This is a genomic window from Enterobacter sp. SGAir0187 (assembly GCF_002952735.2).
Classification (GTDB): domain Bacteria; phylum Pseudomonadota; class Gammaproteobacteria; order Enterobacterales; family Enterobacteriaceae; genus Enterobacter; species Enterobacter quasiroggenkampii.
The window spans coordinates 2,552,831-2,569,386 of record NZ_CP025034.2 but is presented as its reverse complement, the minus strand read 5'-3'; the positions used below and the strand labels follow the sequence as shown (position 1 = coordinate 2,569,386).

Here is a 16,556-nt window from a genome sequence, read left to right as displayed (position 1 = left end):
CGCCATCGCCCATACAACCGCCCACGGCTCTGAGAGAATCCTTAGCATAACTAAGGTTATGCCAAGGAAGTGGATCATGAGTGATATCGCGTTAACCGTAAGCGTGTTGGCCCTGGTCGCTGTTGTTGGCCTGTGGATAGGGAATATCAAAATCCGTGGCGTCGGGTTTGGGATAGGCGGGGTGCTGTTTGGCGGCATTTTTGTCGGCCACTTTGCCGACCAGCTCGGGCTGGTGCTGAGCGCCGAAATGCTCCACTTTACTCAGGAGTTCGGCCTGATCCTGTTCGTTTATACCATCGGGATTCAGGTGGGGCCGGGTTTTTTCGCCTCTCTTCGTGTCTCCGGCTTACGGCTCAACCTGTTTGCCCTCGGCATTGTGGTGATGGGCGGGCTGGTCACCGCCATTCTGCATAAAATCTTTGCTATCCCGCTGCCCGTGGTGCTGGGCATTTTCTCCGGGGCGGTCACCAACACGCCCGCGCTCGGTGCCGGGCAGCAAATCCTCCGCGATTTGGGCATCGAACCCGGCATCGTCGACCAGATGGGGATGAGCTACGCCATGGCCTATCCGTTTGGCATTTGCGGCATTCTGCTCTCCATGTGGCTGGTCCGCGTCCTGTTTCGCATTAACGTCGATAAAGAGGCAAAGGACCACGAAACCACGCTTACCAACGGCCATATGCCGATCAAAACCATCAACATTCGGGTTGATAACCCCAACCTGAACAATATGGCGATTCAGGACGTGCCGATCCTGAACAGCGCCAATATTATCTGCTCCCGCCTTAAGCGCGACGATATGCTGATGGTGCCCGCGCCCGGCACCATCATTCAGCAAGGCGATCTGCTGCACCTGGTTGGCCAGCCTGGGGATTTGAACAATGCCCGTCTGGTGATTGGTCAGGAAGTGGATACCTCGCTCTCCACGCGCGGCACCGATATGCGGGTGGAGCGGGTTGTGGTGACTAACGAGCACGTACTGGGTAAAAAAATACGCGATCTGCAGGTAAAAGAGCGCTATGACGTGGTGATCTCTCGCCTCAACCGTGCGGGTGTCGAACTGGTCGCCAGCCCCGAGGCCAGCCTGCAGTTCGGTGATATCCTCAACCTGGTGGGGCGCCCGTCGTCCATCGACGCCGTGGCGGATATGGTGGGTAACGCCCAGCAGAAACTGCAGCAGGTGCAGATGCTGCCGGTGTTCATCGGTATTGGGCTTGGCGTACTCCTTGGCTCCATCCCGCTGTACGTGCCGGGCTTCCCGGTGGCGCTCAAGCTGGGCCTGGCGGGCGGGCCGCTGATAATGGCGCTGATCCTCGGGCGTATCGGCTGCATCGGTAAGCTCTACTGGTTTATGCCGCCGAGCGCCAACCTGGCGCTGCGCGAGCTGGGCATCGTGCTGTTCCTGGCGGTGGTCGGGCTGAAGTCCGGCGGGGATTTCGTCGATACGCTGGTCAAAGGCGAAGGGATGAGCTGGGTCGGCTACGGCATCTTTATCACGGCGATTCCGTTGCTGACGGTGGGCATACTGGCGCGGATGTTCGCCAAAATGAACTACCTGACGCTGTGCGGCATGCTGGCGGGCTCCATGACCGATCCGCCCGCGCTGGCCTTTGCCAACAACCTGCACACCACCAGCGGCGCGGCCGCGCTCTCCTATGCCACCGTATACCCGCTGGTGATGTTCCTGCGCATCATCACCCCGCAGCTACTGGCGGTGCTGTTCTGGGGGATGGGCTAGCAGGTCGTCCGGGTGGATGCGCCGCAGATGGTAGTCCACCTGGTAATCACTGGTATTGCGGAACATCACGGAATAATTGAGGAACTCGCCGCTGTCGCTGTAGGAAAGGGAGGTGATACGCAGCAGCGGCGTCTGTTCCGGCAGGTTCATATAACCCGCCAGCTGCTTATCGGCCAGCACCGGCGTCAGGCTCTCGTAGTTGCCGCTGATGGTGATCCCGCACTCCTTCTCGATGTAATCAAACTTTGACCCTTCAAGATGCGCCAGCGACAGATTGCGGAACAGCTTCACCGGCATAAAGCTGTCCTCAAGCATCAGCGGTTTACCATCCACGTAGCGCACCCGTCGGGAAAAGTAGATCCGCTCATCCACCTGAATTCGCAGCTGGCTGGCGATGGCGGGCGGGGCGGGCATCACTTCGAACTGCAGCACCTTGCTCTGCACCTCTTTTCCCTGCTGACGCAACACCTCCACCAGCCCGGTCAGGTTGGTGGTTTCATGGTGAACGTCTTTGCGTGACACAAACGTGCCGCTGCCGTGCCGCCGTTCAACCAGCCCCCAGCTCACCAGCAGATCCAGCGCCTTGCGGATGGTCATTCGCGCCACGCCGAACTCCTGCGCCAGCGCTTTCTCGCCCGGCAGCGGACTGCCGATATTGTAGTCCGACGAATTCAGCCGCAGCCGCAATCTGTCAGCAATGGATTTGTAGATCACCAGTAGACCTCTCTGCCCTTATCAGGGCGTGGATGGCGTCCTGACATGTCCATATTTACCGCAAAAAGTAGACCTGATTGGTCAAAATAAAACCATGAATGCGATCACGAATCGCAGCGGCACGCCATGTTCACGCATCAGTAAGTTCTTATGCTCACCTCAGGCCAGCAAAAAACCATAAAGGCCTCTACCCCTACAGGTTGTTTCATGAGGATTTAAAAATGCTCAGTCAAATACAACGTTTTGGCGGTGCCATGTTTACCCCGGTGTTGCTGTTTCCGTTCGCCGGGATCGTGGTGGGAATCGCCATCATGCTTCGCAACCCGCTGTTTGTCGGCGAAGCCTTAACGGCCCCCGATCATCTTTTCGCGCAGATTGTTCACATTATTGAAGAGGGCGGCTGGGCGGTGTTCCGCAATATGCCGCTGATTTTTGCCGTCGGCCTGCCGATTGGCCTGGCGAAGCAGGCCCAGGGCCGCGCCTGTCTGGCGGTGCTGATTAGCTTCCTGACCTGGAACTACTTCATCAACGCGATGGGGATGACCTGGGGCCACTTCTTCGGCGTCGACTTCTCCGCCGAACCGACAGCGGGAAGCGGGCTGGCGATGATTGCCGGGATTAAAACGCTCGATACCAGCATCATCGGTGCCATCGTGATTTCAGGCATCGTCACCGCCATCCACAACCGCTATTTTGACAAGCCGCTGCCGGTGTTTCTGGGGATTTTCCAGGGCAGCTCGTTTGTCGTTATCCTCGCGTTCTTCGTCATGATCCCCTGCGCCTGGCTGACGCTGCTGGGCTGGCCGAAAGTGCAGATGGGCATTGAGTCCCTGCAGGCGTTCCTGCGTTCTGCCGGTGCGCTGGGCGTATGGGTCTATACCTTCCTGGAACGCATTCTGATCCCAACCGGATTGCACCACTTCGTCTACGGTCCGTTCATCTTTGGCCCGGCGGCGGTGGAAGGGGGGATTCAGGTCTACTGGGCGCAGCACCTGCAGGAATTCAGTCAGAGCACCCTGCCGCTGAAAACCCTCTTCCCGGAAGGCGGCTTCGCGCTGCACGGCAACTCCAAAGTGTTTGGCTCGGTCGGGATTGCGCTGGCGATCTGGTACACCGCGTCGCCGGAAAACCGCGTCAAGGTCGCGGGGCTGCTGGTCCCGGCCACGCTTACCGCGGTGCTGGTGGGCATTACCGAACCGCTCGAATTCACCTTCCTGTTTATCTCGCCGCTATTGTTTGCCGTTCACGCCGTGCTGGCGGCCACCATGGCAACGGTGATGTACACCTTCGGCGTGGTCGGGAACATGGGCGGCGGCCTGCTGGACCAGTTCCTGCCGCAAAACTGGATCCCGATGTTCCACAACCACGCCGCGACGGTGTTCACCCAGATCGGCATTGGCGTCTGCTTTACCGGAGTTTACTTCGTGGTCTTCAAAACGCTGATTGCGCGTCTGAACCTGAAAACCCCGGGCCGGGAAGAGAGCGAAATCAAACTCTACAGCAAGGCCGACTATAAGGCGGCGCGCGGGCAAACCACCGCCCCGGCCGCGGCCAGCCAGCAGGTCGGGCAGGCCGCCGGATTCCTGCAGGCGCTGGGCGGCGCGGCCAACATCGAAAGCATCAACAACTGCGCCACCCGCCTGCGCATCGCCCTGGTCGATATGGCGAAAACGCAAAGCGATGACGTCTTCAAAGCCCTCGGCGCCCACGGCGTGGTGCGACGCGGCAACGGCATTCAGGTGATTGTCGGCCTGCACGTACCTCAGGTGCGCGACCAGCTGGAATCGCTGATGAAAACCCCCTTAACGAATGAACAAACCACCCTGACAGAGGCTATATCATGAAAAAATTCTCAGTTGTCATTGCAGGCGGCGGCAGCACCTTTACGCCTGGTATCGTCCTGATGCTGTTAGCCAACCGTGACCGTTTTCCGCTGCGCGCGCTGAAGTTCTATGACAACGACGGCGCGCGTCAGGAGACCATCGCCGAAGCGTGCAAAATCATCCTTAAGGAGCAGGCTCCGGAGATTGAATTCAGCTACACCACCGATCCGAAAGCGGCCTTTAGCGATGTCGATTTCGTGATGGCGCATATCCGCGTGGGCAAATACCCGATGCGCGAAAAAGATGAAAAAATCCCGCTGCGCCACGGCGTGCTGGGCCAGGAAACCTGCGGCCCGGGCGGGATTGCCTACGGCATGCGCTCTATCGGCGGCGTGCTGGAGCTGGTGGATTACATGGAGCAGTACTCTCCGAACGCGTGGATGCTGAACTACTCCAACCCGGCGGCGATTGTCGCGGAAGCCACGCGCCGCCTGCGTCCGAACGCCAAAATCCTCAACATCTGCGATATGCCGATCGGCATTGAAGGGCGCATGGCGCAGATTGTCGGCCTGAAAGACCGCAAAGAGATGCGCGTGCGCTACTACGGCCTGAACCACTTCGGCTGGTGGACGTCGATTGAAGACCTGAACGGCAACGATCTGATGCCGAAGCTGCGCGAATACGTGGCGAAAAACGGCTATGTTCCGCCTTCTGACAATACTCACACCGAGGCGAGCTGGAACGATACCTTTGCCAAAGCTAAAGACGTGCAGGCGCTGGATCCGGACACCATGCCGAACACCTACCTGAAGTATTATCTGTTCCCGGACTACGTGGTCGCGCATTCCAACCCGGAACGCACCCGCGCCAATGAGGTCATGGATCACCGTGAAAAGCACGTGTTCAGTTCCTGCCGGGCGATTATCGAGGCGGGAAAATCCTCCGCCGGTGAGCTGGAAATCGACGAACACGCGTCGTACATCGTCGATCTGGCGACCGCCATTGCCTTTAACACCCAGGAGCGGATGCTGCTGATTGTGCCCAACAACGGGGCCATCCATAACTTTGACGCCGACGCGATGGTGGAGATCCCGTGCCTGGTGGGCCATAACGGACCGGAGCCGCTCACGGTGGGCGATATTCCGCACTTCCAGAAAGGGCTGATGAGCCAGCAGGTGGCGGTGGAAAAACTGGTGGTGGATGCCTGGGAGCAGCGCTCGTACCAGAAACTCTGGCAGGCGATTACCCTGTCGAAAACCGTGCCGAGCGCGTCCGTCGCGAAAGCGATTCTGGATGACCTGATCGAGGCCAACAAGGATTACTGGCCAGCGCTGCACTGATCGTCCCGACCGGCATCGCCCGATGCCGGTCTCCTTGTCCTTGTCGATTTACGCTATGCTGAAGCCTGCCCGTTGCACGACAAGGAACCTTCATGAAAATTTCCCGCCTCGGCGAAGCGCCGGACTACCGCTTCTCGCTGGCTAATGAACGCACGTTTTTAGCGTGGATCCGCACCGCGCTGGGCTTTCTTGCCGCAGGGGTGGGGCTCGACCAGCTCGCACCTGATTTCGCCACGCCGCTGATCCGCGAGGTGTTGGCGCTACTGCTGTGCCTGTTCGCGGGCGTGCTGGCGATTTACGGCTACCTGCGCTGGCTGCGCAATGAGAAGGCGATGCGTCTGAAGCAGGATCTGCCCTATACGCGTGGGTTACTCATCATCAGCGCGATTTTGCTGGCGGTGGCGGGCGTGGTGATGGTGCTGGTGTTCTATGGCGGATAGCCGCAAAGCGCGACGCGAAGCGGACCCCGGCCTGCAGCCGGAGCGGACGTCGCTGGCCTGGCTGCGCACGCTGCTGGGATATGGCGCGCTGATTGCCCTGGCGATTAAGCACAACTGGCACCGCACCGGGGTGCCGTTCTGGATCTCGCTTGTCGTGCTGGCGCTGGTGGCGATTATTTTATGGCGCTATACCCGCAGTCGAAACCTGATGGACGTGGCGCAGAACGACTTTGTCCAGCCGAAGGCGGTGAGGGATAAGTTCCTGATCGCCCTGGCTGTGCTGTCTCTGTCTTTACTCTTCGCAGTGACTCACATTCAGCAAATTGTGAGCTTTTAAAGCCCGGTGGCGGCTACGCCTTACCGGGCCTACGATTAACGGCCTTTTGCTAAATACTTCGCCATCTCGTCTTCCGGCACCATGCCGCCGCCGGTCGCCCACACCAGGTGGGTAACGCTGGCATCTGAAGGCACGCGCAGCGGTCCGGCCATGCCCGCCAGCGCGGACGGTTCCAGCCGAATGCCTTCCTCCTGCGCCAGCCAGCCGAGCATGTCGTACATGCTCTGATCGGAAAGCGTATAGAACCCGTCAAGCAGGCGCTCCATCGCGCGGCCCACGAAGCCGGACGCACGTCCTACCGCCAGCCCGTCCGCTGCCGTCACGTTATCAATGCCAAGGTCCTGTACGGCAATCTCGTCGTGCAGGCCGGTGTAGACGCCCAGAAGCATGCACGGGGAGTGCGTGGGCTCCGCGAAGAAGCAGTGGACGTTGTCACCAAAGGCCAGCTTCAGGCCAAACGCCACGCCGCCAGGGCCGCCGCCGACGCCGCACGGCAGGTAGACGTACAGCGGATGCTCCGCATCCACCACGCGGCCCTGTTCGGCAAACTGCGCCTTTAGCCGCTCGCCTGCAACGGCGTAGCCCAGGAACAGGGTGCGGGAGTTTTCATCGTCAATGAAGAAGCAGTTTGGATCGCTTTCTGCCGCTTTGCGTCCCTGCTCCACCGCCACGCCGTAATCCTGCTCATATTCCACGACGATGACGCCGTGGCTGCGCAGTTTGGCTTTCTTCCACTCGCGGGCGTCGGCGGACATATGCACCGTCACCTTAAAGCCGATGCGGGCGCTCATGATACCGATGGACATCCCCAGATTACCGGTTGAGCCTACCGCAATGCTGTACTGGCTGAAGAAGTCCTTAAAGCGCGGCTCCAGCAGGACGCTGTAGTCATCCTCCACGCTAAGTAATCCGGCGTCCAGCGCCAGCTTTTCCGCGTGGGTCAGCACCTCATAGATACCGCCGCGCGCTTTAATCGAGCCGGAAATCGGCAGATGGCTGTCTTTTTTCAGCAGCAGCGTGCCGGGAATAGACTTAGCAGATTCTTTCTCCAGCCGCGCCTGCATTGCCGGGATCGCGACCAGTTCGGATTCAATAATCCCACCCGTTGCGGCCGTCTCCGGGAAGGCTTTCGCCAGATACGGCGCGAAGCGGTTGAGTCGCGCATGGGCGTCGTCCACGTCGGCTTTGGTCAGCCCGACATAGGGCAGCCCTTCCGCCAGCGTGGTGGTGCGCGGGTTAAGCCAGGTGGTTTCTTTCAGGGCAATCAGATCCTCAACCAGAGGAAACTGTGCGGTTAAAGTGGTGATAGTTGCGTTTTCCATAATACGTCTCTTCGCGCTCAGATAATGAAAGAAAGCAGGAATGTGCCGCCAAGTGCAAGCACCGAGGCGATAAACGTCGCCGTCGTATAGTATTTGAAGGTCTCATTCAGGGTCGCGCCGCAGTACTGCTTCACCAGCCAGAAGAGGGAATCGGTCACGATTGTGCAGCCAATTGCACCGGAACCGATGGCAATGGTAATGATCTCCGGACTGACGTTCGGGTAGAGCGGCAGCATCGGCGCGACGATGGCCGTGGCGCCCATCATCGCGACCGTGGCGGAGCCGACTGCGGCATGCAGCACCAGCGCCACCAGCCAGGCAAGCAGAATAGGGTGCATGTGCAGGTTCGAGAGAATATGCGCCAGCGAGTCCGCCAGTCCGCTGGTTTTCAGGATGGCGTTGAACGCGCCGCCCGCGCCGATAATCAGCAAAATGTTGGCGATAGAGCCAAAGCCGTGCTCCGTATGGGTCAGCATCACGCCCATGCCCATGTGCTGGCGGATCCCCAGCAGGTAGTAGGCGACAAACACGGCGATAAACATGGCGGTGATCGGGTTGCCGATAAACTCCAGCAGCGTATACAGCGTGCCGTCTTTTGCCATATTCAGTTCGGCGATGGTCTTCACCAGCATCAGGGCAATCGGCAGCAGAACCGTAAACAGCGTGGCGCCCAGCGACGGCAGGGTATGCTCCTCCCGCACCTTCAGGTCTGAAAATTCCGCCGGAACCGGTTTAAACGGCAGACGATTACCGAGCAGTTTCAGGAACAGCGGGCCGCCGACCAGAGAGGCCATCAGGCCCACCAGCAGGCCGTAGACGATCACCGTCCCGACGTCCGCCCCTAATTTATTGGTCACAAACAGCGCGGCCGGATGCGGCGGCACCACGCAGTGCACCGCCATCAGCGCGGTACAGAGCGGAATGGCCAGCTTAAGCAGCGACGTATGGGTCTTTTTGGCGATGGAAAACGCCAGTGGGATCAGCAGGACCACGCCCACTTCCACGAACAGCGTAATGCCGCAGATCAGGCCCACCAGCACCATAATCACGTCTGCTGACAGCCAGCGGCAGCGCTGCAGGGCGATCCCGATGCGTTCTGCCGCGCCGGAAACCTCCATCATCTTGCCGAGAATGGTGCCCAGACCAATCACGGCCGCCAGGAAGCCCAGCGTGCCGCCAATCCCGCTCTCAATGGCATTCACCATATCCAGCGGGCTCATTCCCATCATTGCGCCGACGAAAAAGCTCGCCAGCAGCAGCGCGAGGAACGGGTGAAACTTCAGTTTTACGATGGTTAAAACAATCAACACAATGCTGACCAGCAGCGTTGCCACAACCCAGACCTGAGATCCCATATCTCACCTCACCCTTATGTCATCTGGGGGTATTGGACGAAAAAGCGGCGTAGGCTGACAAACGATATAAATTGGCGTTCAGGTGAGCCAGATTGAATCAACTGAGTGACTACGCTCTAAAAAACGCACTTAATCCGCATTAGGTTCACATAAATTCACCCTTAAACGGTATGCTGAGCGCAGAAACCACGCGTGAGAATTGTGATGACCGATACAAATGAAGCCAGAAACCGGCTGCTCAACGGCTGGCAACTGTCGAAAATGTATACCTTTGAAGTGGCGGCCCGGCATGAATCCTTCGCGCTGGCGGCGGAGGAGTTGTCGCTCAGCCCCAGCGCGGTAAGCCACCGCATCAACCTGCTGGAGGAGGAGCTGGGTATTCAGCTGTTTGTCCGTTCGCACCGTAAAGTTGAGCTGACGCAGGAGGGAAAGCGCGTTTACTGGACGCTAAAATCGTCCCTCGACACCCTGAATCAGGAGATCCTGGACATCAAAAACCAGGCGCTGTCCGGCACGCTGACGGTCTATTCCCGCCCGTCGATCGCCCAGTGCTGGCTGGTACCCATGCTGGGCGACTTTACCCGCCGCTATCCGTCAATATCGCTCACCGTCCTGACCGGTAATGATTACGTCAATATGCAGCGAACAGGTGTCGATCTGGCGCTCTATTTCGACGATACCCCGCCAAACCATCTATCTCATCACTTTCTGATGGACGAAGAGATTTTGCCCGTCTGCTCGCCGCAGTATGCCCGCGAGCATGAGTTGCTGAAAAACCCCGATAACCTCAGTCACTGCACGCTGCTGCATGACCGTCAGGCCTGGAGTAATGATTCCGGTACGGATGAGTGGCTGAGCTGGGCGCAGCACTTTGCGGTGAATATGCCGCCATCATCGGGCATTGGTTTCGATCGTTCCGATTTGGCGATCATTGCGGCCATTAATCACGTCGGCGTCGCGATGGGCAGAAAGCGGCTGGTGCAAAAACGGCTTGAACGGGGCGAACTGATCGCTCCGTTTGGTGACAAGACCCTGAAATGTCATCAGCACTACTATATTTCGACGCTTTCTGGCCGTCAGTGGCCGAAAATTGACGCCTTTATCGGCTGGCTGAGAGAACTGGCAGGTTGAAGAATTATTACGCTTTCGCGCTACACCTAATGTGAAAAAGCGTGCTAAATACAGGTAATGCTTTCGATTTATCCAGGGTAAACCGTGTTAAAGCCTTTTATTGCCTGTGCATTACTGATCTCTTCCGGCTGGGCCATTGCCGCTGAGCCGCCGCTGACGGCCGCCCTTTATGCGCAGCAGCTGGGCGTCGGGATGGATGTGGACTGGGCGCGCACCGAGCGCGGCATACGTGAATTCGACCCGCTGGTGGTCCGCGATTTTCGGGCTAAAGGCATTACTCACGTGCGCATCCGCGTCGCCGATGAGCCGACGGAAGCGCGGCTGATCCACCTGCGCAAGCTGGTGGAAGCCTGCGAGCAGTATGGCGTGATCCCGATAGTCGCGTATCAGGCGGATGAATATAAAAACGACCCGAAAGCCGATAACGAGAAAGAGACGGTCAACTGGTGGATTGCCGTGGCGCACTATTTCGGTCAGAGCTACCCGCTGCTGGGTTTTGACCTCATTTATGAACCGGCCGACAAGCTTAACCACAATCTGGCGTCGTTAAACCGCGTGTATGAAAAAACCATCAAAGCGATCCACGACATCGCCCCACAGCGCATGATCTTCATTGCGCCACGCCTGCGTGCCGCGCCGGAGGAGTTATCCAGCCTGAAGCTGCCCGCGCACAGCCAAAACTATCTGCTGGCGGAGTGGCATATTTTCCCGTGGGGGCCGCTGAAGAATGGCGGTAAATACCCGTGGACGTCCGGCACGGCGGCGGAGAAAGCGGCAATCCGTAACCGCATCAATGCCGCGCTGCACTGGCAGCAAAAAACCGGGCACGTTAGCTGGGTCGGGGGCTGGGGTGTGGGGGAGTCCAACCACCTCACGCCAACCGCTTCGCAGCTGGCCTTCGCCACCTTTATGGCCTGCGAGCTGCAAAAGGCGAAAATCCCGTATGCGCTTAACGCGGATTTCCAGTTTTACGACGGGGAAGAGGGCGCCTGGCGGCCTGCGCCAGAGCCGTTATTGCAGGCGATGATCGCCCCTGTCTGTGAAAAGCCCGGCGAGAAGCCGGGCCATCATGCGGTTAAACCGGCTGCTCGTGATGCGGGACACGCGACGCCAGCGGCAGCCAGCACAGTAAAATCAGCAGCCCCATCAGCGTCATCAACAACCCCAGACTAGCCTGCCCGGTCTGCGGCATCATCGCCGAGAGCCAGGCCAGCGCGCCGGAACCGATGTTCTGCAAACCGCCCACCAGCGCGCCCGCCGTACCTGCGAGGAACGGGAACGGCTCCATCGCGCCGCTGGTGGCGAGCGGGAACAGCATCCCCGCGCCAAAGAAGAACAGTGCCGCCGGGATGAGCAGCGTCCAGACGGTCATCACGCCAAACAGCCCCGGGATCCACATCATCAGACCCGCCAGCAGACAGCTGATCACCGACTGCCACATCAGGGTGGAGAAGCGTTTGTTTGGTCGCCCGGCAAACCACGCGCCGAAGAACGCCGCCGGGATTGGCAGAATAAACAGAATGCTCACCACCATACTGCTCAGGCCAAGCCCCGCGCCCAGCAGCACGCCGGAGCAGGCTTCAAACACCGCGATACCCGCCAGGCCGCCAATCAGCATCAGCAGGTAGCAGGTGAACGCGCCGTTGCCGAACAGCGTTTTATAGCTGGCGATAAGCTTCGTGCGCGGCGCGTCCTGCGGGCGCGTTTCCGGCATCCAGCGCGCCATGCTGAAGGTGACAATCATGCAGAGCACCAGCAGGAAGGCGTAACAGGCGCGCCAGGACCACATCGTGTCTAGCAGGCCGCCGATCAGCGGGGCCAGCAGCGGGCTGACCAGAATGCCCATATTCAACAGGCTGTTGGCATGGCGCAGCTGGGTACCCTGATACATATCGCGCGGTAAGGTTCGCGCCATCACCCCGCCGACGCCGGTCCCGACGCCCTGCAGGGCGCTGGCGGCAATCAATACGGTCAGGTTATGGGTGGTCATCGAAATGACGGTCGCCACCATGAAAATGCTCATGCCCACCAGGATCACCGGGCGACGCCCGACGCGGTCGGAGAGCGGGCCGTAGAAGAGCTGCGAAACGCCATAGGTCAGCAGGTAAGCTGCCATTACGCTCTGTACTGCGCCCTCGCGGACGTTTAATTCCTTTGCCATGTCGGCAATCGCCGGAATGTAGATGGTTTGCGCCATCTGACCGACGGCCACCAGTAACACCAGCATCAACAATAAGTTAACGTTCCGTTGCTTTTTCATGTCGCTGAATACTTTTGCCAAAAGAGGAAAATGAAGAATAAGTGACTGCGCATTCCCATAAATGCGCGAGGAATCTACCACAGAGAGATGACAATTTAAGCACTGTTGTGGTGAATGAAAAAACCGGTAAAGGCAGGATTTGTAAACAAGAACGGCAACTAATGTTGCCAGTGCTTTACGCCAGACGCAGCAGAATGGCGCCGCCAGCAATGCCCAGCGCCGCCGCGATGCGCAGGCCCGCAACTTTCTCTTTTAAAAGCAAAAATGCGATCAGCGCGCCAAAGAGTATGGACGTTTCCCGCAGCGCCGCGACCACCGCCAGCGGTGCCTGCGTCATTGCCCACAGCGCCAGACCGTAAGAGCCCATGGTGCCCACGCCGCCGAGCAGCCCCTTTTTCCAGTGCAGACGCAGGTAGCCGGATGCCTCGCGTCGACGTGCGAGCATCGCCCAGCCGAGCAGGCAGAAGCCGTTCATAAAGAAGGTCCACAGCGTATAGCCCAGCGCGGTGTCCGACAGCCGCACGCCGGTGCCGTCCACCAGCGTATACCCGGCGATAAAACAAGCATTCAGCAGCGCCAGCCAGATCCCCCTGCGCGACTGCATGCGCCCGTTCATCGCCATCGCCAGAATCGACAGGCAAATGACTCCGATGCCGGACCAGGCGAGCCAGGAGAGACGATCGCCAAGCGCCAGCACGCTGATCAGCGCCACCAGCAGCGGTGCGGTGCCGCGCATCAGCGGATAGGTCTGGCTCATATCGGAGACCTGATAGGTCTTTGCCACCAGCACGGTGTACACCACCTGTAAGGCGCAGGAGACAATCAAAAACGGCCAGCTTGCCGCAGAAGGCTGTGGTGAGAAGGGCAGTAAAATCAGGGCAATAATCGCGGCTGAGCCGCTAACGCCGATCGCAGAATAGAGTTTATCCGTTCCGGCTTTAACGATAGCGTTCCAGCTGGCATGCAGCAGTGCGGCGAAAAGCAAAATGCAGAAAACGGTGATGGTCATGGCGTATTGGATGATGAATTGTCACTCAACTGTAACATTCACATCCTGATGCTGCCAGCCGGTTACACCGCACAAAAAAGGCGGTGCGTCACCCGCGGTTCGTCCGAGACCAGCGTAAACCCTGCCCGGCGATAAAACCCGTAGGCAGCGTCCGGCGCATGGGTATTGAGGAAATCAAACCAGATGCTGGCATCGGCCATCACGACGGTTAAAAGCTGCTTGCCAATCCCCAGCCCGCGGCACTTCTCGCTGACGTAGAGATGGCGAATACGCCCGGCGCGCGGCTGCTGGCTGAACGGATCGCGGTTGAGGCCACACACGCCCACCAGCTTGCCGTTAAGAAACGCACCCAGCAGCTTTTCACCCGGCGCGTTAAAGCGGTTCTCACCCCGCTGCCAGCTCTCTTCGAGCCTGCGCAGCATGTTAAAATTCAGTGCAATACTTTCCGCCTTCAGGGCGATATACCCCGGCTCATCCGGTGTGACAGGCTCAATTAACAGACGCGACATAGCATTCCCTCGTTATTAAAGAGGGGCGGTTGCCCGCCCCTCTCAGGTGCGACTTGAACCTGAATTACCGAAGGAATTTCAGGACAGCATCAAGCAGTTGCAGTACTGCAACAATGAGTTTGAGGATAAGTATCACCATATCCACTACGCTCATACGCGTCTCCTTTTGGTTAAAAGGAGCACGATGCTGGCGTACCTTTCCGCCGCCTGTTGCCAGCACCTGGATTGACGTAACACAGTGTGCTCACTTCAGGGGTTAAGGCACTGACGGCACCACCCGTTTCAGCCAGGACTTCGTTGCGCCGGTAGAACTGCGGCCCCCTCGCTCACTGCGAACACCCTCATTATAGATAAATACTGTATGTATGAACAGTATTTTTTGGACAAAAATCGAAAGGCGATCCATACTCAAAAACGTCAAAATCCGTGCCGGAATTGCGCGTTCGTCTTCGATCGCGTATACTTTTTGCGTTGACGTAACACAGTGTGTTCTGCGGCGACCAACCGTAAAACCCTGATAAAAACCTCGCTCCGGCGGGGTTTTTTGTTTTCTGGCCTGCCCAAAAAAATATCGGGATAAGCAGTGGCCTGGTCAGGCTTCTTAAGAAATCAATTTTATGCAGGGGAACCAGGATAGTTTACGAGATGCAGCACCAAATAAGCCATTTAATATAAACAACATACTTGCCAGGATATTAAAATCGCATCGCATATAGACGTAAGAAAAAATATTTAATCGAACTATTTTTCTCGTGAATGTATTTTTGAGGCAATTTCACCGGTTTGAATTACACTGCTTTTCAATGTATATTCTTATAACCACAAGCATTATATGGATATGTTATGCAAGCATCGGATTATTTGAAGATGAAGTTCCAGAGCGACAGACAGTTGGCTATTTATGGACAGCAAGGCGTTGCCGGGACATGGAAAGCATTAAAGGGAATCGGCGCTGATATCTATTCAGGAATGGAGCGTGTAAGCTGGTACTCATCATGCTTAATTCCCTGCTATCACGATGTAATAGCACAGATGCTCTATCTTTATTTTAAAAGTGTTCTAAATGACTCTGAAAATGGAAATGAACAAAATCGCGCCCACAAGACGGGTTCACAAGTAACCGGACTTATTAAAAATATTCCGACAAGCAAAGCAGCGCGTTTAGCAATAGCATGGGGTTTGGCAATATATCTTTCCAAATCTGGCCTGCTCTCAGAAATCGTCGTCGAACGGCTTGCACGTCGTGTACCGAACGTTGTCATGGCATTTCAACTCATTGGCACGGACCAGAAGTGCGCGCTTGCTGCTCGTCGCCTGAAAACGTTGGACCCAAAGTATTACGCCACTCTCTATGCCGCACAACTGGAGATGCTTTATTACTTTATTGAACCATTCCTGTCTGAACTGATTAAGAAGGTTCAAATGGGATACTACAGGGATTTTGAAGCGATTTATGACGACTTAAGGGACAAGTAGCGTGTTTAAGAGTCTGTTATCAATTCTCTTTACGGATATTTTATTTCCCGTTTATGTTTTTGTATGCGCCTCTTTGTTTCTGTGGTTGGTGCCTGACTACTGGGTATTACTCACATTTATTGCTATCGTTGTATTTATCATTGTTCATCCAATAATTTTCGGTCGCTTTGATAAGTACGATTGAATTTTAAAACAGGGATTCTTTATGTCAAATCCGGCTTATTTATTTCTTACAGATGAAAATGGTTCCCCCATGGTGGGCCCCTGCCTTGTAATAGGGCGTGAAGGTTCAATTGAGCTCAAATCGTTCACTCATAATGTCAACATCCCAGTCGACGGGAATACCGGGAAATTGACGGGCACGCGCATACACATGCCCATCATGTTCCAGAAAGAATTTGATCGTGTAACCCCACTTCTCTTTCGCGCGCTGAGTACGGGAAGAACACTCCAGTCAGCCACCATTAAGATGTATCAGATTAATGAGGCGGGTTTAGAACAGGAATATTTTAATATCCTCCTGGAGAATGTGAAAATAACCTCAATCACACCTGACCTGTATCCCGGCGCAAACACGGGAACACACCTTGAAACGGTTCTCATACGCTATGAGAAAATCTCCTGGAAGCATTGCGACGGCAATGTCATCTATAGTGACTCCTGGAATGAGCGGGCAACGTACTGAAACGTGATCCCTGACGCATTTTTGCGCAGATGAAAATTTTTCCATTGTCACGCCCGAAAACCTGTGTTTGTATAAATTCAATCAATGAATCCAAACACAGGTCCCCAATGACTTCATCCATCTTCACTTCGACCCTACTAAAAACTGCGCAACCAGCCGCAGTGGTCGTCGTGCGTGTGGTGGTGGTCGTCGGCAATGCGCCGTAGGGACTGGATCAACACACGAATCCAAAACCCCGCCGGCGCAAACCGGGCGGGGTTTTTCGTTTAGGACCCCTCCCGGATACGCTAAGTAGTTCGGGTTGCAGGAAGGCGGCAAGTGAGCGAATCCCCGGGAGCGTACACAGGTACGTGACTGGGGTGAGTGAACGCAGCCAACGCATCTGCAACCTGAAATACGACGCGTAACGTCGGCCCA

Annotated in this window: 17 protein-coding genes; 10 read left to right on the top strand and 7 right to left on the bottom strand. The window is 56.9% G+C overall.

Annotation, left to right across the window (positions count from 1 at the left end):
* Positions 1 to 76: 76 nt before the first annotated feature.
* The gene (locus CWR52_RS12350) at positions 77 to 1,738 is read left to right on the top strand and encodes a putative transporter (protein WP_023618234.1); all 1,662 of its coding nucleotides are present in this window, start codon (positions 77 to 79) and stop codon (positions 1,736 to 1,738) included.
* Here CWR52_RS12350 and CWR52_RS12345 read toward each other — a convergent pair.
* A complete protein-coding gene (locus tag CWR52_RS12345; protein ID WP_023618235.1) occupies positions 1,706 to 2,452 on the bottom strand; it encodes a GntR family transcriptional regulator in 747 nt (248 codons plus the stop codon). The two genes, CWR52_RS12350 and CWR52_RS12345, sit on opposite strands and share 33 nt — an antisense overlap.
* Before the next feature lie 221 nt (positions 2,453 to 2,673).
* Here CWR52_RS12345 and CWR52_RS12340 point away from each other — a divergent pair, with 221 nt between their 5' ends.
* The 4 genes from CWR52_RS12340 to CWR52_RS12325 all read left to right on the top strand — a co-directional run bounded on the left by CWR52_RS12340 (position 2,674) and on the right by CWR52_RS12325 (position 6,392).
* On the top strand, positions 2,674 to 4,296 hold the full coding sequence (locus CWR52_RS12340; protein WP_008500158.1) for an alpha-glucoside-specific PTS transporter subunit IIBC: 1,623 nt from the start codon (positions 2,674 to 2,676) through the stop codon (positions 4,294 to 4,296).
* Positions 4,293 to 5,615: a 6-phospho-alpha-glucosidase gene (locus tag CWR52_RS12335; protein ID WP_104949803.1), complete on the top strand. Its 1,323-nt coding sequence runs from the start codon at positions 4,293 to 4,295 to the stop codon at positions 5,613 to 5,615. The genes CWR52_RS12340 and CWR52_RS12335 overlap by 4 nt, the downstream gene beginning before the upstream one ends.
* 92 nt (positions 5,616 to 5,707) lie before the next feature.
* Positions 5,708 to 6,055: a YidH family protein gene (locus CWR52_RS12330; protein ID WP_024907384.1), complete on the top strand. Its 348-nt coding sequence runs from the start codon at positions 5,708 to 5,710 to the stop codon at positions 6,053 to 6,055.
* Positions 6,045 to 6,392: a DUF202 domain-containing protein gene (locus tag CWR52_RS12325; protein WP_024907383.1), complete on the top strand. Its 348-nt coding sequence runs from the start codon at positions 6,045 to 6,047 to the stop codon at positions 6,390 to 6,392. Before CWR52_RS12330 ends, CWR52_RS12325 begins: the two co-directional genes overlap by 11 nt.
* 35 nt (positions 6,393 to 6,427) lie before the next feature.
* On the opposite strand, the gene dsdA is transcribed toward CWR52_RS12325, so the two are convergent.
* The gene (gene dsdA / locus CWR52_RS12320; protein WP_104949802.1) at positions 6,428 to 7,714 is read right to left on the bottom strand and encodes a D-serine ammonia-lyase; all 1,287 of its coding nucleotides are present in this window, start codon (positions 7,712 to 7,714) and stop codon (positions 6,428 to 6,430) included.
* Between the two features lie 17 nt (positions 7,715 to 7,731).
* Complete coding sequence (gene dsdX, locus CWR52_RS12315) at positions 7,732 to 9,069, bottom strand: D-serine transporter DsdX (protein ID WP_104949801.1); 1,338 nt, start codon at positions 9,067 to 9,069, stop codon at positions 7,732 to 7,734.
* A 204-nt stretch (positions 9,070 to 9,273) separates the two neighbouring features.
* Here dsdX and dsdC point away from each other — a divergent pair, with 204 nt between their 5' ends.
* Both dsdC and CWR52_RS12305 read left to right on the top strand, forming a co-directional pair.
* Positions 9,274 to 10,200: a DNA-binding transcriptional regulator DsdC gene (gene dsdC, locus CWR52_RS12310; protein ID WP_104949800.1), complete on the top strand. Its 927-nt coding sequence runs from the start codon at positions 9,274 to 9,276 to the stop codon at positions 10,198 to 10,200.
* A gap of 84 nt (positions 10,201 to 10,284) precedes the next feature.
* The gene (locus CWR52_RS12305; protein WP_104949799.1) at positions 10,285 to 11,373 is read left to right on the top strand and encodes a cellulase family glycosylhydrolase; all 1,089 of its coding nucleotides are present in this window, start codon (positions 10,285 to 10,287) and stop codon (positions 11,371 to 11,373) included.
* Here the strand turns inward: CWR52_RS12305 and emrD are convergent.
* From emrD to tisB, 4 genes are all read right to left on the bottom strand, one after another.
* Entirely contained in the window at positions 11,276 to 12,460 is a 1,185-nt protein-coding gene (gene emrD, locus CWR52_RS12300) for a multidrug efflux MFS transporter EmrD (RefSeq protein ID WP_104950918.1), read from the bottom strand. The genes CWR52_RS12305 and emrD overlap by 98 nt on opposite strands.
* 175 nt (positions 12,461 to 12,635) lie before the next feature.
* Positions 12,636 to 13,469: an EamA family transporter gene (locus CWR52_RS12295; RefSeq protein ID WP_104949798.1), complete on the bottom strand. Its 834-nt coding sequence runs from the start codon at positions 13,467 to 13,469 to the stop codon at positions 12,636 to 12,638.
* Between the two features lie 62 nt (positions 13,470 to 13,531).
* Positions 13,532 to 13,978 (bottom strand): GNAT family N-acetyltransferase, encoded by a 447-nt coding sequence (locus CWR52_RS12290; protein ID WP_025910712.1) that lies wholly within the window; start codon positions 13,976 to 13,978, stop codon positions 13,532 to 13,534.
* A 64-nt stretch (positions 13,979 to 14,042) separates the two neighbouring features.
* On the bottom strand, positions 14,043 to 14,132 hold the full coding sequence (gene tisB / locus CWR52_RS12285; protein ID WP_023309830.1) for a type I toxin-antitoxin system toxin TisB: 90 nt from the start codon (positions 14,130 to 14,132) through the stop codon (positions 14,043 to 14,045).
* A gap of 689 nt (positions 14,133 to 14,821) precedes the next feature.
* Between tisB and CWR52_RS12280 the strand changes: the two genes are divergently transcribed.
* From CWR52_RS12280 to ivbL, 3 genes are all read left to right on the top strand, one after another.
* Positions 14,822 to 15,454: a hypothetical protein gene (locus tag CWR52_RS12280; protein ID WP_104949797.1), complete on the top strand. Its 633-nt coding sequence runs from the start codon at positions 14,822 to 14,824 to the stop codon at positions 15,452 to 15,454.
* 205 nt (positions 15,455 to 15,659) lie between these two features.
* A complete protein-coding gene (locus CWR52_RS12270; RefSeq protein ID WP_104949795.1) occupies positions 15,660 to 16,139 on the top strand; it encodes an Hcp family type VI secretion system effector in 480 nt (159 codons plus the stop codon).
* A gap of 107 nt (positions 16,140 to 16,246) precedes the next feature.
* On the top strand, positions 16,247 to 16,345 hold the full coding sequence (gene ivbL / locus CWR52_RS12265; RefSeq protein WP_057979964.1) for an ilvB operon leader peptide IvbL: 99 nt from the start codon (positions 16,247 to 16,249) through the stop codon (positions 16,343 to 16,345).
* Positions 16,346 to 16,556 lie beyond the last annotated feature (211 nt).

Bases quoted from the DNA above. Each gene is read 5' to 3' on its own strand.
- CWR52_RS12350 (WP_023618234.1), top strand. From the start codon at position 77: ATGAGTGATATCGCGTTAACCGTAAGCGTGTTGGCCCTGGTCGCTGTT.
- CWR52_RS12340 (WP_008500158.1), top strand. From the start codon at position 2,674: ATGCTCAGTCAAATACAACGTTTTGGCGGTGCCATGTTTACCCCGGTG.
- CWR52_RS12335 (WP_104949803.1), top strand. From the start codon at position 4,293: ATGAAAAAATTCTCAGTTGTCATTGCAGGCGGCGGCAGCACCTTTACG.
- CWR52_RS12330 (WP_024907384.1), top strand. From the start codon at position 5,708: ATGAAAATTTCCCGCCTCGGCGAAGCGCCGGACTACCGCTTCTCGCTG.
- CWR52_RS12325 (WP_024907383.1), top strand. From the start codon at position 6,045: ATGGCGGATAGCCGCAAAGCGCGACGCGAAGCGGACCCCGGCCTGCAG.
- dsdA (WP_104949802.1), bottom strand. From the start codon at position 7,714: ATGGAAAACGCAACTATCACCACTTTAACCGCACAGTTTCCTCTGGTT.
- dsdX (WP_104949801.1), bottom strand. From the start codon at position 9,069: ATGGGATCTCAGGTCTGGGTTGTGGCAACGCTGCTGGTCAGCATTGTG.
- dsdC (WP_104949800.1), top strand. From the start codon at position 9,274: ATGACCGATACAAATGAAGCCAGAAACCGGCTGCTCAACGGCTGGCAA.
- emrD (WP_104950918.1), bottom strand. From the start codon at position 12,460: ATGAAAAAGCAACGGAACGTTAACTTATTGTTGATGCTGGTGTTACTG.
- CWR52_RS12295 (WP_104949798.1), bottom strand. From the start codon at position 13,469: ATGACCATCACCGTTTTCTGCATTTTGCTTTTCGCCGCACTGCTGCAT.
- CWR52_RS12290 (WP_025910712.1), bottom strand. From the start codon at position 13,978: ATGTCGCGTCTGTTAATTGAGCCTGTCACACCGGATGAGCCGGGGTAT.
- tisB (WP_023309830.1), bottom strand. From the start codon at position 14,132: ATGAGCGTAGTGGATATGGTGATACTTATCCTCAAACTCATTGTTGCA.
- CWR52_RS12280 (WP_104949797.1), top strand. From the start codon at position 14,822: ATGCAAGCATCGGATTATTTGAAGATGAAGTTCCAGAGCGACAGACAG.
- CWR52_RS12270 (WP_104949795.1), top strand. From the start codon at position 15,660: ATGTCAAATCCGGCTTATTTATTTCTTACAGATGAAAATGGTTCCCCC.
- ivbL (WP_057979964.1), top strand. From the start codon at position 16,247: ATGACTTCATCCATCTTCACTTCGACCCTACTAAAAACTGCGCAACCA.